The following is a 24,245-nucleotide window of genomic DNA, read 5'->3' as shown; positions in this document are numbered from 1 at the left end:
CGGCGTTGCACGCCGGGTGGGTACGCCTGTGCGATCAGAAGTCGAAGCCGAGCTGGCCCCCGCTTTCCGGTGCGGCCGCCTCGGCGGAGAAACGGACCTTCTTCAGATGCTGCCACCGCGGCAGCGCGTCGAGGTAGGCCCAGCTGAGGCGATGGTGAGGTGTGGGTCCCCACTCCTCCAGCGCGGCCCGGTGTACCGGGGACGGATATCCCGCGTTCGCGCCGAAGGCGAAGTCTGTGTACTGCCCCGAATCCGCGCCCAGTTCGGCCATCATCGTGTCCCGGCGGACCTTCGCGATCACCGAGGCCGCGGCGACGGCGATGCAGGACTGGTCACCCTTGATCACGGTGCGGACGTTCCAGGGAGGGCCGAGGTAGTCGTGCTTGCCGTCGAGGATCACGGCGTCCGGCCGCACGGGGAGCGCGTCGAGGGCCCTGACCGCGGCGAGCCGGAGTGCGGCTGTCATCCCGAGGTCGTCGATCTCCAGCGGTGAGGCGTGCCCCAGCCCGTAGGCCGTGACCCAGCCCTCGAGAAGCGGTGCGAGTTCCGCACGGCGCTTGGGACTGATCAGTTTGGAGTCGGTGAGGCCTTCCGGGGGTCTGCGGAGCCCGGTGACGGCCGCGCACACGGTGACGGGGCCGGCCCACGCTCCGCGTCCGACCTCGTCGACACCGGCGACGGTCCTGGCACCGGAGGTAGCGCGCAGTGAGCGCTCGACGGTGTGCGTGGGTGGTTCGTACGGCATGGCGCCTGCCAGGGTACGCCGACGGCCGCGCCAAGAACACCCCGGGGCACCGGTCGATGCGACCGCCCGCGTCCGGCCGTGCGCGGAACGCCGCGGACCCGGTGCGCCGGATCACCGACCGGGGGCGCCCCACGCACGGACCCGCGGGCCTCGCGCGCGAATCCGCAGGGCCCCACGCACGGACCCGGAGCTCAGTCACGCGGGACCACAGGCCTCACGCACGGAACCCGGAGCTCACGCGCGGAAGATCGGCACCATGACCTGGTCGATCATCTGCGCGATCTCGTCGTCCGGCCATTCGCTGCCGCACACCTTTGAGCGGTACATCATCATCGCGGGAATGACATCGAGGACCATCCCGCTCATGGCGTCCCCCCGGACCTCACCCCGTGCGACACCACGGCTGATGACCTCCCGGAAGAGCGCGATGGAGGGTTCGATCATGCCGCCGACGATCACGGCCTGGAAGCGTTCGGCCGTATTCACATCGCACTGGTGAAGGACGGACCGCAACGCCAGCCCCGGCTCCGACAGCATCGCGTCCCGCACCCTGCGGCACACGTCGTAGAGGTCCTCACGGATCCCGCCGTGGTCGGGAGCGTCCTCCAGCTCCGGCAGCCCGGCCCGGAGCGCGTCCGCGACCAGGTCCGCCTTCGACGGCCATCGCCGGTAGACGGCGGCCTTGCCCGTCCGGGCCCCGGCCGCGACGCCCTCCATCGTCAGCCCGCCCCACCCCACCGTGCTCAGCTGTTCGAGGGCGGCATCGAGGATGGCGCGCTCCAGCACCGGGCCGCGGCGACGCAGGGACACCGACCCGGGCCGGGCGGCGGCCGTGGGACGCGAGGAAGTCATAAGCAGTTCTCCGTCGAACAGGGAGGCGCACACCGTCGCGGGCCTGAGCGGACCCGGTACCGACGACGCACACACCCGACGCATCACACCGATGGCAGCAACTTCAGTGAACGCTTGCGTTCACTGACGGGGACTCACTACCGTTGGCGCGACAGTGAACGGTTCCGTTCACTAACTCCTTGTGGGGGACCCGTAGTGACAACATCTCAGTTGGAAACACAGGGCAGACCCGGTGCGGCACGACGGCAGGGGCGTCCGGGGATCGCCCTCACCGTCATTGCCGCATGTCAGTTGATGGTTGTACTCGACGCCACAATCGTCAACATCGCGCTCCCGCACATCCAGGACGCGCTCAGCTTCTCCACGACCGACCTCTCCTGGGTGCTGAGCGCCTACACGCTCACCTTCGGCGGGCTGCTGCTGCTGGGCGGCAGGGCCGGTGACATCCTGGGCCGCCGCCGGGTCTTCATGACGGGCATCCTGGTCTTCACCGCCGCGTCGCTCCTGGGCGGACTCGCACAGGAGCCCTGGCAACTGCTGCTGGCCCGCGCCTTGCAGGGCGTCGGAGGCGCCATCGCGTCGCCGACCTCGCTCGCCCTGATCACCACGACGTTCCCCGAAGGGCCGGAACGCAACCGGGCGTTCGGGGTGTTCGCCGCCGTGTCGGCGGGCGGCGGAGCGATCGGGCTGCTGGCCGGCGGCATGCTCACCGAGTGGCTCGACTGGCGCTGGGTCCTGTTCGTCAACGTGCCCATCGGTGCGCTGATCGCGGTCCTGGCGCCGATGTACATCTCCGAGTCCGAGAAGCATCCGGGCCGCTTCGACATATCCGGGGCACTGACCTCGACCCTCGGCATGGCCTCGTTGGTGTACGGATTCATCCGCGCCTCCGAGGAAGGGTGGAGCGACGCGCTCACGCTGGCGTCCTTCGGCACCGCGGTGGTCCTCCTCGTGGCGTTCGTCGTCATCGAGTCGCGCGTCAAGGAACCGATCACCCCGCTGCGGATGTTCGCGGACCGGAACCGCGCGGGTACCTACCTGATCATGCTCAGCCTGGCCGCGGCCATGTTCGGCATGTTCTTCTTCATCGTGCTGTTCGTCCAGAACGTGCTGGACTACAGCCCGATCGAGTCCGGCCTGGCGTTCCTGCCCGTGACGGTCGCGATCATCACGGGGGCGGGGCTCTCCCAGCGGCTGCTTCCGGTACTCGGGCCGAAACCGTTCATGGTCGTCGGGTCGGCGATCACCGGGCTCGGCCTCTTCTGGCAGACGCTCATCTCGCCCGACAGCTCCTATGTGAGCGGTGTGCTCGGGCCGATGCTCCTCTTCGGCTTCGGCATGGGGCTGAACTTCGTCACGCTGACCCTGACGGCGGTCTCCGGGGTGGCCCAGCACGAGGCCGGAGCCGCGTCGGGCCTCCTCAACGCCAGCCAGCAGGTCGGCGGCTCGCTGGGCCTGTCCATCCTGGTCACCGTGTTCGGCACGGCAAGCCGCGACGAGGCGGAGAAACAGCTCCCGTCCTTCCTGGCGCAGGCGACGCCCGAGCAGAAGGCCGAGTTCGCCCGGACGCACGAGATGCCGGCCCCATGGGGGCACGAGGTGCTCACCCAGAGCATCGCCACGGCCTTCACCGCGGCGGTCGCCATGGTGGTGCTCGCCCTGCTGACCGCGGCGCTGGTGGTCCGGGTGCGCAAGAGCGACCTGGACGCGTTGAGCGGCAGGTCCGCCGCGGCAGGTCCCGGCGCGTAGAACCCCCGGACACGACGGCGGGCCGCCCTCCGGGTCTCCGGAGGACGGCCCGCACGCCGCTGTCCGGACATCAGGAACTGCGGATGCCGGAATCAGTACGGGTCGTAGGAGTCCTCCTCGTACCCCTCCCGCTCGCTGTCCTGCCTGCCGAGGCCGTAGCACTCGCTCCCGCGGTCCTTGGCGGGGTGCCCCTCCAGGATGTCCCGGGCCCTGGCTTCGCCCCAGCTGGTGGCGTACCAAGGGGTGTCCGACGTCTCCAGGTCGCGCTGGATCCTCTCCAGGGCACAGGACCGGAGCGGCTCCGGCAGCTTGTCCAACGCCGGTACGGCATCGGCGGAGAGATCGCGGAGGTACAGGACGTCGATCGTCTTGTCGGAGCCGTGCCGCTCGACGCTCTGCTCCGCGATCATCCCGTCGGGCGATATCAGCCCGAAGGCGAGGACGCCGACCGCGGCGCTCACCGCGACGGCGCGCGGCAGCAGCTTCGCACCGAAGACGCCTGCCGCGAGGATGAGGACCAGTACGACTCCGAGCCAGAGCTCCACGGCGGTCACGGAGATCCGCAGCCTGGTCAGGCCGAAGGCGTCCACGTACAGGTCCATGCGGCGCAGCGCGGAGGCCACGACGACGAGCGTGAGCACGCACAGGACGCCCAGGACTCCGCGGACCAGGGTTCGGTCGTGCGGTCCGGAGCGAGGTGCCCAGCGCAGTGCGAGTGCGATGACGAGCAGGGTCAGCACCGTGGCCCAGAGCAGCTGCCAGAAGCCCTGGCGGGCGTACTCGGCGGGGAGGAGCCCCGTCTCCTCCAGCACCTTGTCGTAGCCGCCGAGCAGTACGACGAGCTGGAGGGTGATGAACGCCGCGAAGAGGAGGTTGAGCACGATCAGCGGCAGTGCCCACTCCACCCGGTTCCGGGCCCGCCCCGGACGGAGGGTGATGCCGTCCCAGCGCACCGGCGCGGCGGCGCTGTACGCGGCGGCCAGGGCGCCGGCCAGGCCGAGCACGAAGAGGAACACACGCCAGGGGCTGTCACCGATCGACGCGTCGGGCGTGAGGCTGCCCAGGAGGTCGGCGAAAGCGGCGTCGGCACTGGCGAAGAGCGCCCCGAACACGACGAGCAGCACGAGGGCCACCGCGGAGGTGCGCACCGCGGTCCGTACCCGGCCCCGGGAGTCGTCCGCCCGGTCGCGCACACCGCGCCAGCCCCAGTGCAGCCCGGGCACGACCGACGGGAACAGCCCCAGCGATCCGAGCAGCACCCCCGGCCAGCTCCGGCTGCCGTGGAGCGCGAGCGATCCGAGGGAAAGGGCGGACACCACGGCGAGGAACGTCGGCCATCCCGCGTCCCGGAGCGCCGGAACGGCGAGGAGTGCCAGGCCGCCGACCGCCCAGACAGCGGTCCACGGCCGGAGTCTGCGGCCTGCCGTCCGCGCGGCGAAGAACGCCGCCAGGGCAGCGGGCACCGCGACGATCAGCAGGTTCAGGCCCAGGCCGTCACCGAGCAGCAGGCCGCTGAGCAGGGCGGTGGCGAGGACGGACCAGAGCGTGGCGACATCGATGGCGGACGGCGCGGAGGGCCGCAGCCGGGACAGCGCGGCGGGTGGCTGCCCCTGTGCCCGCGCCCGGCGCTGCCACGGGTCGCCCGGCGGCGGCGCCCTGAGATACGCGGGCACCACCGGTACGTCCGGGCCGGAGTTCTGGGTCGGTACCGATGCCGACCCGGCGGATTCCTGGCCTACGGCCCCCTCCTGCCCGGGCATCTGGGACGAGGCGTCCCTCTCCGGCGCGGGTGGTACGGCGCCGGGTGCGGCCTTGGCGGCGTCCTCGGACGACGGTGGCGGCTCCGGCCGGCTGTTCGCCCCGGACGGCTGCTCGGACATGGGTGACCCCTCCCCCACCGGGTCCCCTCGCGCGGCCACATCGCGGCGCGGTGTCCCCGGATTCTCTTCAGGCGCACGCCCTTCAAGATCAATGAGGGCTGTGTGGCCGAAAGAGTAGCCCCGCGCGGGTGCGCCGACCGGCTCGCGGGCACGCTGTGGCAGGACCGTGACAGTGAACGGGGCATGACGGGCGGAACCGTCGCCCATCGGCGAAACGCACGACGCCGGGGCGGAAGCGGCGCGAGGCCCAGCCGGAAAGCCGCGCGACGCCGGGCCGGAAGGCGCACGGCGGCATGCCGGGAAGCCCGTCCGGCGAAGAGGGTCAGCCGAGCGACCGCGGGAGCCAGTCCGGTGGCTCCTCCGTCCGGGCGAGCCAGTCGGCCGGCGGCGCCCCGGCCGGCCCCGCGGCGACGACTCCGCCGACGATGGCGCACGTGGTGTCCACGTCGCCGCCCGCCTGTGCCGTCACCCAGAACGCCTGCTCGAAGTCGCCGAGGCTCCGCGCGGCCGACCAGAGGGCGAACGGCACGGTGTCGTGCGCACTCGTGCGCCGACCGTTGCCGAGCACCGCTGCGACCGTCCCCGCGTCCTGGTAGTCCAGCATGTCGCGCGCCCTGCGCAGCCCGGCCCCGACCGCGCTGCGCGGCACGAGAGCGACGACACCGTCGAGCAGCGCCTCCGGCGTCGGCGGCCCGTCCGGTGCGGCCACGATCGAGGCGGCGGCTGCCACCGCCATGGCCCCGACGACGGCCTCACGGTGCTGATGCGTGGTGTACGACGAGATCTCCGCCTGATGGGTGGCCTGCTCCGGGTCGCCCGCGTACCAGGCACCCAGTGGTGCGATACGCATGGCCGAACCGTTCCCCCACGAACCCTGCCCCTGGAACAGCGCGGACGACAGCTCGCGCCAGTCACCGCCCTCCCTGACCAGCCGGAGCATGCGGTTCACCGCGGGCCCGTAGCCCCGGTCGAAGTCGTGGTGCGTGGCGAAGGAGCGGGCAAGTGCGTCCTGGTCGACGCGCCCGTGGGCGGCCAGGACGGCGACGACGGAGCAGGCCATCTCCGTGTCGTCGGTCCACTGCCAGTGACCGGGCGGCAGAGCCCGCTTCTTGAGCAGCGGGTAGTTGGCCGGGACGAAGAACTGGGAGCCGAGGGCGTCTCCCACGGACAGTCCACGCAGGCTGGCCATGGCACGTTCGAGGTGTCGGTCGAAAGCGGAGTCAACGGTCATCGCCCTGCCACTCTATCCGGTGATCCCGTACGGCTCAGGGGTGCGCCACTGCTCGAAGGGCCGGTCGAGCGTATAGCGGCCGTTCTCACCGAGCAGCAGCGTCCTGGTCTCGCCGTTCCCAGGATTGGACAGCGATTCGAACTCCGCCACCGACCAGTGGAACCAGCGCATGCAGAAGAGCCTCATGGTCAGTCCATGGGTGACCAGCAGGACGTTCTCAGGATGATCGGGGTCCTCGAAGCTGCGGTGCAGGCTCTCGAGGAACGCTCCGACGCGGTCGTACACGTCCGCACCGGACTCTCCCTGCGCGAAACGGTAGAAGAAGTGTCCGTACGCGTCCCGGTAGGCCTTCTGCAGCCGGACGTCGTCCCGGTCCTGCCAGTTGCCCCAGTCCTGCTCGCGCAGCCGGGGCTCCTCCCTGACCCGTACGTGCTCCAGGTCGAGGCCGAACGATCTGAACGTCTCGTGCGTGCGGCGGTAGGGCGAGACGTAGACACTGACCCGCTCGCACCCGAACTGTTCACGCAGACCGGCACCCGCCTCCCGCGCCTGACGCAGCCCGGCCGCGGTGAGCCTCAGCGCGTGGTCGGGCTCCCGTTCGTAGACCGTGTCGTCGGCGTTGCCCTCGGACTCGCCGTGCCGGACGAGAACTATGCGGTGCGGTCGTGCCATGCGTCGACCCTAGATGCTGTCCGGCGCGATCGAGCAGTCGTGCGGGCTCCATCCGGCGTATGTGACCAAGGGAACGGCATGTCCGCCCGAGAGAACCACCGCAGCAGGGACGGCCGAGGCGACTCGGGAGTCGACCGGGACGCCGCCGGTCAGACCGTCCAGGACGGTTCCAGCTGCACCACATCCCCCGCCAGCGCCTCGACGTCCCTCTCGGCCTCCGCCCGCGCCGAGAGCCGGGCGAGGCTTTCGGGCCGGTACTTGCCCCGCTCGGCGCTCGACTGCCACATCGACAGCACCAGGAACTCGTGCCCCGGCGCCTCCCCGAACACTCCGCGCAGCATGCCGGGAGAACCGGCCATCGCCGGGTTCCACACCCTCCGCTGTATGAGGGCGAAGTGGTCGACGCGGTCCTCGTACACCTGGCTGTGCGCCACCCTGACCACGTCCGCGTCGGTGAAGTGCGGCTCGAAGCCGGTTTTCACGTCGAACCGGTATTCGAAGAGCTTGACCTGCATGTCCTTGTACGTGCCGGACTGCCCGGCGGCCAGCCGGTCGTGTTCGCGTGCCATGAACGAGTCGTAGAAGACACGGTTCTCCCAGAAGGCGAACACATGGGCGACCTCGGGCCGCCCTCGGCTCCACCCGCCGCCCTGGCCCCTGAATCCGGGCTCGTCGACCAGCCCCGCCCACTTTCGCTGCCCCCGCTCGAATCCGCGACGGTCCACCACGGTGCAACGAATCCACTTGACCAGCACCGCGCCATCGTACGGCGCCCCGAGTGGCACGGGTCACGCACATGACGGTCCGACAGCACAGGGCATCGGCGACGGCCCGCATCGGGCCACGCGATGGCCCGATTCCGCCTTCCGTACCCAACGCGGTTGGATCCACCGACAGTTACGGACATGATCTGTCATGCAAGAGCTCCGTCGGCCCGGAAGCAGGAAGGGAAGTCCGATGAGCACTCCCAAAAAGGACATCGAGAAGGTCGAAGTGAGGGTCAAGTGGGACCCCAGCCCGAGCGGTGAACCGGCCAACGACCTCGACATCATCGCGGCCACCTACGAGGCGGGCGCGCCGTACGGCAGCCCCGCGTATCTCGTGCACTTCGACAGCAGGTCGCCCGACGGCACGATCACCCTGAACCGGGACAGCAGGACCGGTCAGGGGTTCGGCTTCGACGAGGTCATGACCATCGAGCTGGACCGGCTCTCGGACACGTACGCCAGGGTCGTCGTCGGCGTGGCCATCCAGCAGCGTGACGGCCACAAGACCTTCGGCCACATAGAGCAGACGGCGGTGCAGATCCGTGAGGGTTACACCAACCTGGCGGAGGACGACTTCTCCGGCGTCCAGGCGGCTACGGCCGCCGTCGTCGCGGAATTCACCCGGGACGAGACGGGATCCTGGGGGTTCCACTCGGCCGTTCGCGGGTTCGACGGCGATCCCGACACGTTCGCCACGGTGATGGGAAACCGCGCCGGCTGATACCCGACGGGGTTCACGCGCACCGGGTCCCGGCGACGACCGGAGTCCGGTCGACGACGAGCGGCACCTGCACTCCATCGACCTGCCGGCGGCGATGAGCGCCGGCCCGGGGGGCAGGTTTCCCACGGACTGACGGCCGGATTCCGGCCCGGCGCGGACGCGGACCCGTCGGACACCGGCCCGGCGGCCGGGTTCGCCGGGATCCGGCGGGACATGAACGTACCCACGGACCCTTGGAACAGGCGGGACAGGTGGAACAGGCCGATCCGCCCGCGTACCGGCGGTGATGCGCGACGTCGACCTCGACGGCAGAGCCCCGCCACACGCCCCACGGCGGAAACGGAGCCCGATGCCCCGTCGCCGCCACCCACGTCCATCGGCCCGCCCCGACCCCACCGGCGGCGTGACATGCGGAAGGGGGCACCGGCCGTGGCCGGTGCCCCCTCACTTCTGTCCGATGTCAGCTGTCAGCCGTCAGCTGCAACCGCTGGTCGAGCCGCAGCCCTCGCAGATGTAGCAGGATCCGGCGCGCTGCATCTTCGTACCGCAGGAGAAGCAGAGCGGGGCGTCCGCGCTGATGCCGAGCTGCATCTCGACCAGCTCGGCCGAGGTGTGCGCGGTCCTGGGAGCGGGCGTCTCGGCCGGGCTCTCCTTGAGCGGAGCGACCGCCTTCAACGGCTCCACGTGCACGGGGGCCGACTGCGCCAGGCTCTCGACATCGAGCTCGTCGTCCCCGAAGGACGGCTCGTACGAACCGGTGTCCAGGTGACGCTGACGCTCCTCGGCGGAGTGGATGCCGAGTGCCGAACGGGTCTCGAACGGCAGGAAGTCGAGCGCCAGGCGGCGGAAGATGTAGTCGACGATCGACTGCGCCATCCGCACATCCGGGTCGTCCGTCATACCGGCCGGCTCGAAGCGCATGTTGGTGAACTTGGAGACGTACGTCTCCAGCGGCACGCCGTACTGCAGACCGACCGAGACCGCGATCGAGAAGGCGTCCATCATGCCCGCGAGGGTCGAACCCTGCTTGGACATCTTCAGGAAGACCTCACCGAGACCGTCGTCCGGGTAGGAATTGGCGGTCATGTAGCCCTCGGCGCCACCCACCGTGAAGGAGGTGGTGATCCCCGGGCGGCCCTTGGGCAGACGCTTGCGGACCGGACGGTACTCGACGACCTTCTCGACGGCCGTACGAATGGTGTCCTCGGCCTTGGCGGTGACCGCCTCCTTCTCCTTCTCCTTGGTCTTGGCGGAGAGGGGCTGGCCGACCTTGCAGTTGTCGCGGTAGATCGCGAGCGCCTTGACGCCCATCTTCCAGGCCTCGAAGTAGACCTCCTCGACGTCCTCGACGGTCGCCGTCTCCGGCAGGTTGACCGTCTTGGAGAGGGCGCCCGAGATCCACGGCTGGATGGCCGCCATCATGCGGACGTGGCCCATCGCGGAGATCGAGCGCTCGCCCATCGCGCAGTCGAAGACCTCGTAATGCTCGGTCTTGAGACCGGGAGCGTCGATCACGTTGCCGTTCTCGGCGATGTGGGCGACGACCGCCTCGATCTGCTCCGGCTGGTAGCCGAGGCGGCGCAGCGCCTGCGGAACCGTGCCGTTGACGATCTGCATCGAGCCGCCGCCGACCAGCTTCTTGAACTTGACCAGGGCGAGGTCGGGCTCCAGGCCGGTGGTGTCGCAGGACATCGCGAGACCGATGGTGCCGGTGGGGGCGATGACCGAGGCCTGCGCGTTGCGGAAGCCGTTCTTCGCGCCGAGGCGGATCACGTCCTGCCAGGCCTCCGTGGCGGCGGCCCAGATCGGCGAGTCCAGTTCGTCCACGTGGACGGCCCTGCCGTTGGCGTCGGAGTGCTGCTTCATCACGCGCTGGTGCGGCTCGGCGTTGCGGGCGTAGCCGTCGTACGCGCCGACGACCGCCGCCAGCTCGGCGGAGCGCCGGTAGGAGGTGCCGGTCATCAGCGACGTGATGGCTCCGGCGAGCGCACGGCCGCCGTCGCTGTCGTAGGCGTGGCCGGTCGCCATCAGGAGGGCGCCCAGGTTGGCGTATCCGATGCCCAGCTGACGGTAGGCGCGGGTGTTCTCGCCGATCTTCTGCGTCGGGAAGTCCGCGAAGCAGATCGAGATGTCCATCGCGGTGATGACCAGCTCGACGACCTTGGCGAAGCGCTCGACCTCGAAGGACTGGTGCCCCTCGCCATCGTCCTTGAGGAACTTCATCAGGTTCAGCGAGGCGAGGTTGCACGAGGTGTTGTCCAGGTGCATGTACTCGCTGCAGGGGTTCGAGCCGTTGATCCGGCCGGACTCCGGGCAGGTGTGCCACTGGTTGATCGTGTCGTCGTACTGGATGCCCGGGTCGGCGCAGGCCCAGGCCGCCTCGGCCATCTTGCGGAAGAGGGACTTGGCCTCGACCTCTTCGATGACGTCACCGGTCATACGGGCGCGCAGCCCGAACTTCCCGCCGGACTCGACGGCCTTCATGAACTCGTCGTTCACGCGGACCGAGTTGTTGGCGTTCTGGTACTGGACGGACGTGATGTCGTCGCCGCCCAGGTCCATGTCGAAGCCCGCGTCGCGCAGGGCGCGGATCTTCTCCTCCTCCTTCACCTTGGTCTCGATGAAGTTCTCGATGTCGGGGTGGTCGACGTCGAGGATGACCATCTTGGCCGCGCGGCGGGTCGCACCACCGGACTTGATCGTTCCGGCGGACGCGTCGGCGCCCCGCATGAAGGAGACCGGGCCGGAGGCGTTGCCACCGGAGGAGAGCAGCTCCTTGGAGGAGCGGATACGGGAGAGGTTCAGGCCGGCGCCCGAGCCGCCCTTGAAGATCATGCCCTCTTCCTTGTACCAGTCGAGGATCGACTCCATGGAGTCGTCGACGGCCAGGATGAAGCAGGCCGAGACCTGCTGCGGCTGGGGCGTGCCCACGTTGAACCAGACCGGCGAGTTGAAGCTGAAGATCTGGTGCAGGAGGGCGTACGCCAGCTCGTGCTCGAAGACCTCGGCGTCGGCGGGGGAGGCGAAGTAGTCGTAGTCCTCTCCGGCCTTCCGGTACGTCTTCACGATCCGGTCGATCAGCTGTCGCAGACCGGTCTCGCGCTGCGGCGTACCGACAGCGCCCCGGAAGTACTTGCTGGTGACGATGTTGACCGCGTTCACCGACCAGAAGCCGGGGAACTCGACGCCACGCTGCTCGAAGTTGATCGAGCCGTCGCGCCAGTTGGTCATGACGACGTCACGGCGCTCCCACACGACCTCGTCGTACGGATGCACGCCGGGAGAGGTGTGGATGCGCTCGATGCGCAGGCCCTGCTTGGTCGCAGTCGACTTGGTCCCCTTGGTGCGGGAACCTCGTGCCGGGCCGCTCGCCGTCTCTGTCATGCCGCCTCCCATATATGGGCAAAAACGCCCTGAAGTGCCCAGAACTTCCCAGGGCACAGTCTGTGTCTGAATGCTCCGGACGCCACGTAGTGCGCCACGGAACAGGTCTTGTCGCCGCCCGCTTCCGGCTTCGCCGCCCCCGCCGGTCAGCCGGGTGATCAGTCAGCGTCGACAGCGGCGGGCACGGGGACCACAAGGGTCTCGCCGCTTCCGCCGTTCCCTGCGGGAGGCCGTTGCTCGCGGAGTTCCGCGATGGCGGCCTCGAAGTCTTCGAGCGAGTTGAACGCCCGGTACACGGATGCGAAGCGCAGGTACGCGACGAGGTCGAGCTCCTGCAAGGGGCCGAGTATGGCCAGACCGACGTCGTGCGTGGTCAGCTCCGCGCTGCCGGTGGCCCGCACGGCCTCCTCGACCCGCTGGCCGAGCTTGGCGAGTGCGTCCTCCGTGACGGGGCGCCCCTGGCAGGCCTTGCGGACACCCGAGATGACCTTGGTCCTGCTGAAGGGCTCGGTCACCCCACTGCGCTTGACCACCATCAGTGAGCAGGTCTCCACCGTCGTGAAGCGACGGGAGCAGTCGGGGCACTGACGACGGCGCCGGATCGACGTCCCGTCGTCCGTGGTGCGACTGTCGACGACCCTGCTGTCGGGGTGCCTGCAGAAGGGGCAGTGCATGGTTTCCCTACCCTCCTTCACGACACGACTGAATTGCCTGCCCAGGTCCGGAACGGGCCCTTCGAGGCAGTCACCAGCATAGGTGATGCGCTTGGCCCCGAGAGACCAGGGACCACTACTTCTGGGTGGCCGAGGCAATCCAACCACTAGATCTAGGGTTTTTCTCCACTCCCGCCCTAGCGCGTGTCGCGCCTCCCGGGCGGCCGGGAGGCAGCGTACGGCCCGGCACGAGGGTACGGGAAACGCGTGCCACCCGGGTCCGTGGGCCCGCGGGTGGCAGACTGGCGCGGGAGCTCCGGAGCATCGCACCCGACGCCGCTCGCGGGCATACGCCGGCCCGCCCGCGAGCGCACCCCCGCACACCGGGGCGGGCGCGGGGGCGCTAGCGTGAACCCCGGAGCCGCCGGTATCCGTGGCCGGTTCCACGGCGGGCCCACTGCCGGATCCCGGCACCGGCCCGGGGCGGGCGATCCGGCACCGGTTCGGCGCCGATCCGGTCGGCGATTCGGTGGAGAAGAACCCTGGATCTAGTCGGCCAGCACGGGCTCATACACCTCACGGCCAGCCCGCAACAGCCCTTTATTTGTTTTTCACTCGAACGTGTGTTTGGCGCAACCTTTCGAAAGCTACTACCGTTGCCTAGCTAGGGAGACCATTCGAGAGGGGCCGACGTGACCACCACCGCAGACAGTGCCACCATCACCGCCCAGGACCACCGCTCCCAGAGCCGACTTGAGCCGGTGCATGCCATGAATGACTCAGTCACGAACACGGAGGGCCCAGAGCCCGCGCGGCCTGCGCGCTCCTTGCCCGGCCGCCCCCCTGGAATCCGGGCGGACAGTTCGGGGCTCACGGACCGGCAGCGGCGCGTGATCGAGGTCATCCGGGACTCCGTGCAGCGCCGGGGATATCCCCCGTCGATGCGGGAGATCGGTCAGGCCGTGGGGCTGTCCAGCACCTCGTCCGTCGCCCACCAGCTGATGGCTCTGGAGCGCAAGGGTTTCCTGCGCCGCGACCCGCACCGCCCTCGCGCCTACGAGGTCCGCGGTTCGGACCAGCCCAGCACTCAGCAGACCGACACCACGGGTAAGCCGGCCGCTTCGTACGTACCGCTGGTCGGCAGGATCGCCGCCGGTGGGCCGATCCTCGCCGAGGAATCCGTCGAGGACGTCTTCCCTCTGCCCCGCCAGCTGGTCGGTGACGGCGAGCTGTTCGTCCTGAAGGTCGTAGGCGACTCGATGATCGAAGCGGCGATCATGGACGGTGACTGGGTCACGGTCCGGCGCCAGCCCGTCGCGGAGAACGGGGACATCGTGGCCGCCATGCTGGACGGCGAAGCCACGGTGAAGCGGTTCAAGCGCGAGGACGGCCATGTCTGGCTGCTGCCGCACAACTCCGCGTACCAGCCGATTCCCGGCGACGAGGCGACGATCCTGGGCAAGGTCGTGGCGGTGCTGCGGCGGGTCTGACGGCCGCCGGTCCGGACCAGGCCCCGGGATCCCTGCGCCGATCCCGGGGCCCTGTGATGTCCGCACGCGGAGCGGCTCGGCAAGGACAGTCGCCACGCGTTGCGGGCGGACGTGCCCGCGTACGGGACCGGGCCCGGCCGCCCCTCGCGCCCGCCCGGCCGGGCTACTCTGCGGCGGCCTTGGCGGCCGCGTCGATGGCCGCGAGCGAGCGTCGCGCCTGGTTGCGGTCGGTGGTGTACCAGAAGTCCGGCAGCGAGGCCCGCAGATAGCTCCCGTACCGGGCGTTGGCCAGCCTGGGGTCGAGCACGGCGACGACGCCCTTGTCCCCCGTGGCCCGCACGAGCCGGCCGGCGCCCTGGGCCATGAGCAGGGCGGCATGGGTCGCCGCGACCGCCATGAAGCCGTTGCCGCCGCCCTCCTCGACCGCCTTCTGGCGCGCGCTCATCAGCGGGTCGTCCGGCCGCGGGAAGGGAATCCGGTCCATGACCACGAGCTGGCAGCTCGCCCCGGGGACGTCGACACCCTGCCACAGCGAGAGCGTCCCGAACAGGCAGGTCTCGGGGTCCGCCGCGAAGTTCTTGATCAGTTCCCCGAGCGTCTCCTCACCCTGAAGCAGGATGGTCCTGTCCTGCCGGCCGCGCAGCTCCTCGGCGGCGGCCTGGGCCGCCCGCATGGAGGAGAACAGCCCCAGGGTGCGGCCCCCTGCCGCGTCCACCAGCTCCGCGAGCTCGTCCATCATGTCGGTGCGGGATCCCTCCCGGCCCGGCGTGGCCAGGTGCCGGGCGACGTACAGGATGCCCTGCTTCGGGTAGTCGAACGGGGAGCCGACGTCCAGGCCCTTCCACTGCGGGATGTCGTCGCCCGCGGTGCCCTCGGGTGCGAGTCCCAGCGAGGCACCCACCCCGTTGAAGTCCCCGCCCAGCTTGAGGGTCGCCGAGGTGAGGACCACCGAGCGGTCGGTGAAGAGCTTCTCCCGCAGCAGCCCTGACACGGAGAGCGGAGCGACGCGCACGGACGCCCCGAAACGGTCGTGGCGCTCGTACCAGACGACGTCGTACTCGGAGCCCTGTGTGATGCGCTCCGCGACACTGTGGACGGACTCGACCGACGCCATGGCCTGCTTCCGGACGGCGTCCTCGTCCTGGACGGACTTGTCCCGGGTGGCGCCGAGCGCGGAGATCACCGTGCGGGCGGCGTCGCGCAGCGCCATCAGCGCGTATCCGAGGTCCTCCGGAACCTCCTCCAGGCGGCCCGGAAGGGCCAGCTCCATGACCCGCTCGAAGCCCTCGGAGGCGGTCTGCAGTGCATCGGCCGCCTTCTCGTTCACCAGCTTCGCCGCGCGGCGCACCGCGCGGTTCACCTGGCCCGGGGTGAGCTCGCCGGTGGCCACACCGGTGACCCGCGACACCAGCTCATGGGCCTCGTCGACGATCAGCACCTCGTGCTGCGGGAGCACCGGGGCGCCCTCGATCGCGTCGATGGCGAGCAGGGCGTGGTTGGTGACGACGACGTCTGCGAGCTTGGCCCGCTCACGGGCCGTCTCGGCGAAGCACTCCGCCCCGTACGCGCACTTCGTCGCACCCAGGCACTCGCGCGAGGAGACCGAGATCTGCGCCCACGCCCGGTCCGACACACCGGGGGTGAGGTCGTCCCGGTCGCCTGTCTCCGTCTCGTCCGCCCAGTCCCGCATGCGCAGCAGGTCCTGGCCCAGCTTGCTCGACGGGGCCGCCGCCTCGAACTGGTCGAAGAGTCCCTCCTCCTCGTCCTGCGGGACCCCTTCGTGGAGCCGGTGCAGGCAGAGGTAGTTCGACCGGCCCTTGAGCATCGCGAACTGGGGGCGGCGGCGCAGCAGCGGATGCAGCGCCTCGACCGTACGCGGAAGGTCCCGCTCGACCAGCTGCCGCTGGAGGGCGAGGGTCGCCGTGGCCACCACCACGCGCTCCCCGTGGGCCAGCGCGGGCACCAGGTAGCCGAGGGACTTGCCCGTGCCGGTACCGGCTTGGACGAGCAGGTGGGCGTTGTCGTCGACGGCCGCGGCGACGGCCTCGGCCATGGAGGCCTGGCCGGGGCGTTCCGTACCGCCGACGGCGGACACGGCGGCGTGGAGGAGCTCGGGGAGAGATGGCTTCGTCATAGCCCGACCACCCTACGGCGCACCACTGACAACGGCGATCACTCCCGGACTCACACGGAGAGGTGCAGAGGATTGGGGACCGTGCCGTGGACCGCGGCGTGCGGGCGCTCCGGCCGGTCACGGTAACCGTCCAGATGCAGCCGGTTGCGGTTGAGACAGAGCCGCTCGATCGTGGGCGTCAGCATGTCGAAGATCTCGAACCGCTCCTTCAGCTCGGGGAAACGTGCGTGGTGGCTCAGGATCTCCGCACGGACGAGTGACCAGAATTCACCCTCCGGTACGTCGAGCTGTTCCTCGCAGAGCGGGGACAGATAGCGGAACACGCCCACCAGGAGTCCCGAGTGGATGAACTGGGTCAGGAACGAGGGTTCTTCCGTCAGCAGGATGGTGCGGACGTCCGCCGGCATCGCGTCGTGCTCGGGCAGCGTCCGGGCGCTGACGTTCACGTCGTCGACGAAGTCCTTGATCGCGAGGCGTACCGGCACGTCGTTCCCGTCGAAGACGACGATGGTGTTCTCGCCGTGCGGGGAGAAGACGGTGCCGTAGCGGTACAGGAAGTGCAGGAGCGGGGGCAGGACCGCCGCGAACAGGCGGGTCAGCCAGACGGCCGGGGTCAGTCCCGAGCGGGCGACCAGCTCGGCGGTGAAGGCGCGGCCCCCGGGATCCGTGTGCAGCAGCGAGGCCAGCGTCCGGGCTCGTTCCCCCGGTGCGAGCCGGGGTTGCAGGGGCTCCCGCCAGATCGCGCCGAGGATCTCCTTGAACTGGTAGGGCGTCTCGGGGAGATGGTCGTAGAGCGGGTGCTCGACCGCCACCGAGGCGACCTCGCCGAGCAGGATGACCCCGCAGGTGTCCCGCAGGAAGGGGTCGTTGTCGCGCAGCCCCTGGACCCAGGCGGTGACCGCCGGGGCGGCGAGCGTGCGGGCGGTCGGGAGGCCGCGCCAGACGAGGGTGTTGAGGATCGACAACGGCAGTTTGACCGTGTGCCGGTCCGGGCGGCCGATGTTGGTGAACGTACGGATGGACTGCTGCGGGAGCCGGAGGTCTTCGTCCGTGTGCAGGGGCACGATGGCTCCGTCGGCGATCGCCGGGGCGAAGAGGGGGACGATCCATTCGTCCCACTGCCACGGGTGCACCGGAAGGAGCAGATAGCCCTCGGGGTCGAGGCCCCGGGCACGCAGGGCGGCGGCGAACGAGGCCCGGACGGGCGGGTCGAGTTCCTGGGCGTAGAGGTGCTCGGGAGCGGCGAGCCGGGCCACGCCCCGGTAGTCGGCTATGTGCTTGCCTACGGCGATCCAGGGGAGTCTGGTGGCCGTGCGCGCTTCGGGGGCGAAGCGGGCGGCGTCGGCGGCGGAGAAGCCGAGGCGCCCCTTGTTCGCGACGAGCCAGGGGTGGCCCGTCTGGTGCCCTTCGAGCTCCGCGTACGGGAGGTCCGCGAGCTGCGCCGCGGAGAGCGCGGTGTGGTCGAGCCTGGCGTCGGCCGTGAGTGTGGTGGTGAGCTCACGGACGAGGTGACCGAGCGTGGCACCGTCGAGGCCGAGGAGGTGGCGGGCGCGGGCGAGGAATCTCAGCGGATCCCGGAACGGTGTGCCCTGACCGCTCCCGACCTGGGCCGCCCCCGGGCTCCCGCCCTGTGCGGTCCCCGGGCTCCCCTGCCGGCCGGTCCCCGGTGTCCGGTCCGATGCCGCCCCCCGCGTCCCGTCCTGGCCGGTCCCCGGCGTCCCGTCCGGGGCCGTCTCCCCGGCCCCTCCCTCCGCCGTCACCGCGGCTGTCTCGCGGATCGACTCCGGGTCGACGCGCCAACTGCCGTACACCCCGCGCCGGGCACGGAATCGCAGGACGGCGCCGTCGTCGAGCGGCAGCGCGTAGCCGCCGGCGCTCGCGTCGTCGTCCACCTGCGGCACGGGCAGGACGACCTCCTCGTACGCGAACTCACCGAGCATCTTCGCGAGCAGCCGCACCGCCACCCGGTCCCAGACCGCCGGGTTCAGCTCCGGTATGTCGAGCGGAAGGTGAGGCTCCGCCGGTGTGTGGCTCGCGGGGTATGTCGGCACGGGGACTCCTCCGGGTGGGACCGATGGGGTTCGAGCAGGGGTGTGGCGCGGCGAGTTGTTCACAGCTGGGCACGGTGCGCACGGTCGCGGACCATGAGGGCGGCCCGCTTGTCGGGGAGTTCGACCTCGGCGGCGAAGCGGAAGCCGGCACTCAGGAAGGCCGAGACGGAAGGGGTGTTGCGCAGGTCCGGCTCGGCGACGACCCGGGCGCAGGGCGGACGGTTGTCCAGTACGAGGTCGGAGACGGCCCTGAGCAGTACGGTGCCGATGCCCCGGCCCCGGTTGCCCACACCTCCGATGAGGAGGTGGACGCCGATGTCATGGGGACGGGACGGGTAGTGGCGGGCCAGCGGGTCGAGGTCCGCGCGGTAGACCTCCCAGTAGCTCATGGGTCTCCCACCGAGCACACCGAGGCAGGGGACGCTGCGGCCGTCGCCCTCGATCTGCCGTCGCAGATGCCCGGCGGTGACCGATTCCGGCCCCGCGAGTTCCCAGAAGGCGGCGACGGCGGGGTCGTTCATCCAGCGGCTGATCACTCCGAGGTCGCGTTCGAGCTCCACCGCGACCAGTTGGAACACCCCCGCGGGCGTGGTGACGGGGCGCCAGGTGCCCGGGCCGCCGAGCAGATCGGGAGCAACGAACAGATCGGACCCGCCGACCCGATCGGGCCCGCGGAGCAGATCGGGCCCGCCGACCCGATCGGGAGCGTCGGGCCGGGGTGCGCTCGCCGACGGGTCGTCGCCGAGCAGGGCGAGCAGCTCTTCGGTGAGCCGCAGTTCCAGGGTGTCCTCGACGCCGGTCGCGTCGGGTGGGGCCGCGGCGCCGGTTCCGGCCCCGGTGTGCGCATCGGCGGGACGCACCGTGACGCTCTCCTCTCGTGGGTGCGGGCAGTCGTGTCTCTCAGGTGTGCAGGGGGTTGGAGATGGTGACGTAGACGGACTGGGTGTCGACCGGTCCGACGAGCTCGTCCAGGCCGTGCAGCCGGGTCAGCAGGTTGGCCTTGCAGCGCAGTCGCGTGGTTCCGAGCAGGTACGCCGGCAGCGGGGAGCCCAGCTGGACATTCCCTTCGAGGAACCGCCGGAACGCGGCGAGGAGCAGCCGTTCGTCGGCCAGTCGCTGGGCGCCGAAGGCGCCGATGAGACCGAAGACGTTGTTGATGCCGAGGTAGTAGGCGAGCCGTTCGTCGGTGACCGCGTCGGAGACGAAGGTGTCGCTAACGGCGCCGATGCCGGGGAGCCGGCGCTCCAGTGCGGCACGGTGGGACTCGCGGTAGTAGTAGCCCTGGTTGTCGCGGTACCGGCCGCCGACGGGCCAGCCGTCCCGGTCGAGGAGCACGAGGGTGTTCTGCTGGTGGGCCTCCAGGGCGACGCCCGCGTGTGCGTCGAGCCACAGGACGGGCAAAACCACCCGGTCGAGGTAGCGCAGGAACCACTCGGCGCAGACGGCTCCGGTCGTCCGGCCCGTGCGGGCGGCGAGGTCCGAGACGGTCTGCGCGAGCCGGGAGTGCGTCCCGGCACGTCCGGGCCAGGGGCGCGGGGCGGTGAGTCCGGCGATGCACACGGCGTCGTCCGCCGGGCCGAACGGATTGTGCCGGAGCATGACGTCGAGGCCGGGGACGGGGCTGCCGTCCGGGGCGTCGACGGCGAGCCAGGCGGGGTCCCGGACGATGTCGAAGCCCGGGTGCGCCTTCCGCCAGCGGTCTGCCAGTCCGGTGCTGAGCAGCCGGTGGACCTCGGCACCGCGGTGGAGTTCCTTGCGCAGGTTCTCCCGGCGGGAGTTGGTGATGCGTACGCCCAGGGAGAGCTTCAGCATGACCTCCGCACCCGGCCGGTGGACGGTGCGGACGGAGGAGGTGGGGTACCAGCGTTCCCCGTACGGACCGAGGTCGTACAGGAGGCCCTTGTCGAAGAGCGCGGCGACCGCCGGGCGGCGCATGAGCTCGGCTGCCTGCCAGGGGTGGAGCGGGAGGGCCGCGGCCCCGTCGGGCAGGCGCAGCCCGACGGCGTGGGGTGCCAGGAGCTCCTCCGCCGGGACCGGGCGGCCCGCCCGCGTCCAGGACGACTCGGTGGCCAGCACGGACCGGTCGACGGCCATCCAGTGGAGCGGGAAGGAGCCGCCCAGTTCGGGTGAGTAGAGGAGCGTCTCGGACTCGGAGAGGCCTTCGCGGCTCTTGGGCGTGGGGTGCAGCGGGTGGCCGAGGACGAGTGACTGTTCGGCGGTGAGGAACAGGTCGGCCTCGGGGGACGCGTCGGGCGTGCGCCTGCGCTCCGCGATGAACGCGGCGGTGTGGCGCACCGAGTCGGCGACCCGGGCCACGAGGTCCGTGCCGGCGTTCCGGTCGCTCTCGCGTCCGATGAGGGCTGCCACGGTGACGGCGTCGGCGTGCGGTGCGCCGGCCGGTGCGTTCTCCAGGACGGGGGCGCCGAAGCGATGCCATCCCGTCGCGGACCAGTGGCCGACGGGGACGAGGAGGGCTGTGCCGCTGGCGGGGAGCGGGATGCGCAGCGTGCCGCCGTGCGGCCGGGGCAGGTCGTTCTCCCGGACCCAGCAGCGCAGCAGGTTCTCGGTGCCCGCCGTGTCGGCGGCGCGGGCGGGGTCGGGGTGGTCGAGCGGGTCCGTGTGACCGAGGGGGTGCGGGTCGTGGGGAGCGGCGGGCTGGAGCGTTCCCGTGGGGGCGGAGGTGCCCACGGTGTCGCGCAGGGTGCCGTGGGGGCCCGCCTTCTGACGCGGCACGGTCGTCGACTCGACGGTCAGGAGGCTGTCCGGCAGGTCCTGTCCTCGCTGCTGGCTGGTGGGAGGGCCGTCGGCCTCGGGTGCAGGGGTGGGGTTCACGGCGGTCTTCCTTGTGAGGGGTCCGGGGTCAGCGGGTCGGCCCGGCAGCGGCCCGACGGTGCGGGGAGCGCTCCGCGGCTCGCAGCGCGTCGGCGAGGCGGTCGACGACCGCCGTCGCCTGTTCGTCGGTGAGGGTGAGCGGGGGGAGCAGTCGGACCACGGCACCGTGGCGTCCGCCGAGTTCGACGATGAGGCCGCGGCGCAGGCATTCCTGCTGGACCACGACGGCGAGTGCGGGATCGGGCGGCGGTGCGCTGCCGCTCTCCTCGGTGACGGTGCGCGGAGCGGCCTCGGGATCGACGAGCTCGACGCCGATCATCAGGCCGCGGCCCCGGACGTCGCCCATGCTCGGGTGGTCCGCGCTCAGGGCCTGCAGGCGGGCGAGCATGCGCGCGCCGAGCGTCGCGGCCCGCTCGGCGAGCCGGTTCTCCCGTACGTACGCGAGGGTGGCGGCACCGGCCGCCATGGCGAGCTGGTTGCCCCGGAAGGTGCCGGCGTGGGCGCCCGGCTGCCAGGTGTCGAGCTCGGAGCGGTAGACGATCACGGCGAGCGGCAGCGAACCGCCGATGGCCTTGGACAGGACCATCACGTCGGGGACGACTCCGCTGTGCTCGACGGCCCAGAACTTCCCGGTCCGGCCGACGCCGGTCTGCACCTCGTCCGCGATCAGCGGGATGGAGCGGGTCCGGGTGATCTCCCGCATCCGGCGCAGCCAGCCGTCCGGGGCGGGATTCACCCCGCCCTCGCCCTGGACGGGCTCCAGGATCATGCCGGCCGGGGAGGCCACCCCGCCCTTGGGATCGTCCAGCAGGTACTCGGTCCAGCGTGCGCCGATGTCCTCGCCCCGCTCGCCGCCGGTCCCGAACGGGCAGCGGTAGTTCTGCGGGAAGGGCAGCCGGGTCACGCGTACGTCCGGGGCGCCGCCGGACGCGGCCAGCGCCCCGGCGGTCATCCCGTGGTACGCGCCGGTGAAGGCGAGGAGTTCGCTGCGTCCGGTCGCCGCGCGCACCAGTTTGAACGCCGCTTCGACGGCGTCCGTCCCGGCCGGTCCGCAGAACTGGATCCGCCCGTTGTCGGCGAGTTCCCTGGGCAGGGTGGCGAACAGCTCGGTGGTGAAGGCGTCCTTGACGGGTGTGGCGAGGTCGAGGACGTGCAGGGGTGCGCCGGAGTCGATGACGTTCCTGATGGCTTCGAGCACCACGGGGTGGTTGTGGCCGAGCGCCAGGGTCCCGGCCCCGGACAGACAGTCGAGGTAGCGGCGCCCGTCCGCACCCTCGATGGTCATGCCCCTGGCCCGCACCGGCACGATCGGCAGGGAGCGCGCGTACGTACGGGCCGCCGACTCACGCAGTGCCTGACGTCGCAGAATCCCCTCGTGCGCAGGGGGAAGTGCCACCGGAGCTGGTTCGGTCACGGCCACGGCTGTGGGTCCTCCTGCTGTAACAGTTGCGTTGCACGTCGGTACGTTGCCCCAGGTACGGACCGCGCGGGTGAACGCTGTCCGGGTGTCCCCCGTACGTACCAACGACGCGGGACGCCGGGGATCACGGGTAAATCGGAAGATCCTTGCGGATACGGAACCGTGGCCCTGCCGCAGACCGTCCCCATCGGCACCGGCATAGTGGGGGCCGCACTCGGCACGGGGCCCCCGCTCCGACGCCCTCGGTGCGGGCCGCGGGTCCACGGGACGGCGCCGCACGCACCGGGCACGTCCGCAGTGCAGTACCGAAGTCAGTGACGAAGTCCCAGGGGGATCACCAGATGCGACCCATGCGCCCGATCGACACCGCACGCCGCGGGAGGAGCGCCCGCCGCACCTCCCCCGTGTTCGCCGCGGCGGCCCTCGCCGCGGTCCTGACGTTCACCGCCACCGCCTGCGGGCCGGAGGAGGACGCGGCGAAGACGCCGAGCGACGCCGCGAGCCAGGCCTCCGACGGCAAGGTCACGATCCCGGACGATCTGAAGGACCGGCTCAAGGAGCACGGGATCGACCTCGACCAGTGGAGGGACGGCGAGTGGAAGAACTGGGACAGGGACAAGTGGCTGCGTGAGGCCAAGGACTACGTCAACCCGATCATCGAGGACCTCTGGGACCCCGACCGGATGCGGGATGCCGACAAGACCCCGGAGAACCCGGTCGACAACGACATCTCGGGCGACGACGGGGTGACCGACCCGACCCCCGCCCCGGTCCGGGCCGCCGGCCTGCGGACGCCGTACCACGACAACGCCCCGGAGTCCGGCAAGCTGTTCTTCGACGGTCCCGAGGGATCCATGGTCTGTTCCGCGACCGTGGTGAAGGACCCGGCCAACCCCGGGAAGTCCAACATGGTGTGGACGGCGGGGCACTGCGTGCACGCCGGCAAGAAGGGCGGCTGGTACCGCAACATCGCCTTCGTCCCGTCGTACAACAACACCGGTCTCTCGGTGGCCGAGCTGCAGAACGCGCCCAAGGAGGACGTCGCTCCGTACGGCGTGTGGTGGGGCCAGTGGGCGCAGACGTCCGAGCAGTGGATCGCCCAGGGTGCGGCGTCCGGCGGCCAGGGCGCCCCGTACGACTTCGCGGTCCTGCGGGTCACCCCGGAGAAGGGCTCGACGGGCAAGTCCCTGGAGGAGACCGTCGGTTCGGCGCTCCCCGTCGACTTCGACGCCCCGGCCGTCCCTGAGATGGACAGCATGACGGCGACCGGCTACCCGGCGGCTCCGCCGTTCGACGGCCAGAAGGCGCTCCAGTGCACGGACAGGCCCGGACGGCTCTCGGTCTTCGAGGGGCAGCCGACGATGTACCGCATCGGGTGCACGATGACCGGTGGTTCCTCAGGCGGTGGCTGGGTGGCCGAGGGCCGGGACGGTGAGCCGGCCCTGGTCTCGAACACCTCGATCGGCCCGGTGACGGCAGGCTGGCTGGCCGGCCCCCGCCTCGGTACGGAGGCCAAGGGCATCTACGACTCGGTCAGCAAGAAGTACGCGGGACAGTAGGTCCGTTGTCCGTTGTCCGTTGTCCGCGGTCCTCGGCACGGCGGTCGCCGGCCGGGGCCTGCGGGCCGGACGGCCCGCAGGCCCCACAGCCGGATGGCCCGGCCC

17 protein-coding genes are annotated in these 24,245 nt (G+C 70.9%); 4 read left to right on the top strand and 13 right to left on the bottom strand.

What is annotated here, in order from left to right:
• Positions 1 to 34: 34 nt before the first annotated feature.
• Both ACFWVP_RS17905 and ACFWVP_RS17900 read right to left on the bottom strand, forming a co-directional pair.
• Positions 35 to 745, bottom strand: a complete 711-nt coding sequence (locus tag ACFWVP_RS17905; protein WP_384497681.1) for a ribonuclease HII — start codon at positions 743 to 745, stop codon at positions 35 to 37.
• Positions 746 to 979: 234 nt separating this feature from the next.
• Positions 980 to 1,597, bottom strand: a complete 618-nt coding sequence (locus ACFWVP_RS17900; protein WP_384497680.1) for a TetR/AcrR family transcriptional regulator — start codon at positions 1,595 to 1,597, stop codon at positions 980 to 982.
• A 195-nt stretch (positions 1,598 to 1,792) separates the two neighbouring features.
• Between ACFWVP_RS17900 and ACFWVP_RS17895 the strand changes: the two genes are divergently transcribed.
• Positions 1,793 to 3,346, top strand: a complete 1,554-nt coding sequence (locus tag ACFWVP_RS17895) for an MFS transporter (RefSeq protein ID WP_384497678.1) — start codon at positions 1,793 to 1,795, stop codon at positions 3,344 to 3,346.
• Positions 3,347 to 3,438: 92 nt separating this feature from the next.
• Here the strand turns inward: ACFWVP_RS17895 and ACFWVP_RS17890 are convergent, their stop codons facing one another.
• From ACFWVP_RS17890 to ACFWVP_RS17875, 4 genes are all read right to left on the bottom strand, one after another.
• Positions 3,439 to 5,226, bottom strand: coding sequence for a DUF4153 domain-containing protein (locus ACFWVP_RS17890; protein ID WP_384497677.1), 1,788 nt, complete (start codon positions 5,224 to 5,226; stop codon positions 3,439 to 3,441).
• A gap of 322 nt (positions 5,227 to 5,548) precedes the next feature.
• Complete coding sequence (locus tag ACFWVP_RS17885) at positions 5,549 to 6,457, bottom strand: ADP-ribosylglycohydrolase family protein (RefSeq protein ID WP_384497675.1); 909 nt, start codon at positions 6,455 to 6,457, stop codon at positions 5,549 to 5,551.
• Between the two features lie 12 nt (positions 6,458 to 6,469).
• Positions 6,470 to 7,129, bottom strand: coding sequence for a histidine phosphatase family protein (locus ACFWVP_RS17880; RefSeq protein ID WP_384497673.1), 660 nt, complete (start codon positions 7,127 to 7,129; stop codon positions 6,470 to 6,472).
• Between the two features lie 149 nt (positions 7,130 to 7,278).
• A complete protein-coding gene (locus ACFWVP_RS17875) occupies positions 7,279 to 7,884 on the bottom strand; it encodes a YdbC family protein (RefSeq protein WP_384497671.1) in 606 nt (201 codons plus the stop codon).
• A gap of 202 nt (positions 7,885 to 8,086) precedes the next feature.
• On the opposite strand from ACFWVP_RS17875, the gene ACFWVP_RS17870 reads away from it, so the two are divergent.
• A complete protein-coding gene (locus tag ACFWVP_RS17870; RefSeq protein WP_384497669.1) occupies positions 8,087 to 8,617 on the top strand; it encodes a TerD family protein in 531 nt (176 codons plus the stop codon).
• A gap of 474 nt (positions 8,618 to 9,091) precedes the next feature.
• On the opposite strand, the gene ACFWVP_RS17865 is transcribed toward ACFWVP_RS17870, so the two are convergent.
• Positions 9,092 to 12,001 carry a vitamin B12-dependent ribonucleotide reductase gene (locus ACFWVP_RS17865; RefSeq protein ID WP_384497667.1) on the bottom strand — a complete coding sequence of 970 codons (2,910 nt, stop codon included), beginning with the start codon at positions 11,999 to 12,001 and terminating at the stop codon, positions 9,092 to 9,094.
• A 158-nt stretch (positions 12,002 to 12,159) separates the two neighbouring features.
• Complete coding sequence (gene nrdR, locus ACFWVP_RS17860; RefSeq protein ID WP_384497665.1) at positions 12,160 to 12,675, bottom strand: transcriptional regulator NrdR; 516 nt, start codon at positions 12,673 to 12,675, stop codon at positions 12,160 to 12,162.
• 671 nt (positions 12,676 to 13,346) lie between these two features.
• Between nrdR and lexA the strand changes: the two genes are divergently transcribed.
• Positions 13,347 to 14,144, top strand: coding sequence for a transcriptional repressor LexA (gene lexA, locus ACFWVP_RS17855; protein WP_384497663.1), 798 nt, complete (start codon positions 13,347 to 13,349; stop codon positions 14,142 to 14,144).
• A gap of 163 nt (positions 14,145 to 14,307) precedes the next feature.
• On the opposite strand, the gene ACFWVP_RS17850 is transcribed toward lexA, so the two are convergent.
• From ACFWVP_RS17850 to ACFWVP_RS17830, 5 genes are read right to left on the bottom strand one after another with little or no spacing between them, the layout of a single operon-like run.
• A complete protein-coding gene (locus tag ACFWVP_RS17850; protein ID WP_384497662.1) occupies positions 14,308 to 16,278 on the bottom strand; it encodes an ATP-dependent DNA helicase in 1,971 nt (656 codons plus the stop codon).
• Between the two features lie 50 nt (positions 16,279 to 16,328).
• Positions 16,329 to 18,329 (bottom strand): IucA/IucC family protein, encoded by a 2,001-nt coding sequence (locus ACFWVP_RS17845; RefSeq protein ID WP_384497661.1) that lies wholly within the window; start codon positions 18,327 to 18,329, stop codon positions 16,329 to 16,331.
• A gap of 59 nt (positions 18,330 to 18,388) precedes the next feature.
• On the bottom strand, positions 18,389 to 19,189 hold the full coding sequence (locus ACFWVP_RS17840; protein ID WP_384497659.1) for a GNAT family N-acetyltransferase: 801 nt from the start codon (positions 19,187 to 19,189) through the stop codon (positions 18,389 to 18,391).
• A gap of 40 nt (positions 19,190 to 19,229) precedes the next feature.
• Complete coding sequence (locus tag ACFWVP_RS17835) at positions 19,230 to 21,161, bottom strand: IucA/IucC family protein (RefSeq protein WP_384497658.1); 1,932 nt, start codon at positions 21,159 to 21,161, stop codon at positions 19,230 to 19,232.
• A 28-nt stretch (positions 21,162 to 21,189) separates the two neighbouring features.
• Positions 21,190 to 22,581, bottom strand: coding sequence for a diaminobutyrate--2-oxoglutarate transaminase family protein (locus ACFWVP_RS17830; protein WP_384497657.1), 1,392 nt, complete (start codon positions 22,579 to 22,581; stop codon positions 21,190 to 21,192).
• Positions 22,582 to 22,922: 341 nt separating this feature from the next.
• Between ACFWVP_RS17830 and ACFWVP_RS17825 the strand changes: the two genes are divergently transcribed.
• On the top strand, positions 22,923 to 24,140 hold the full coding sequence (locus tag ACFWVP_RS17825; RefSeq protein WP_384497656.1) for a trypsin-like serine peptidase: 1,218 nt from the start codon (positions 22,923 to 22,925) through the stop codon (positions 24,138 to 24,140).
• The last annotated feature ends 105 nt before the right edge of the window (positions 24,141 to 24,245 follow it).

This window comes from Streptomyces sp. NPDC058637, assembly GCF_042717325.1.
In the GTDB taxonomy this organism is placed as follows: domain Bacteria; phylum Actinomycetota; class Actinomycetes; order Streptomycetales; family Streptomycetaceae; genus Streptomyces.
The sequence above is the reverse complement of the archived record's forward strand: the minus strand, read 5'-3'. Positions and strand labels throughout refer to the sequence as shown.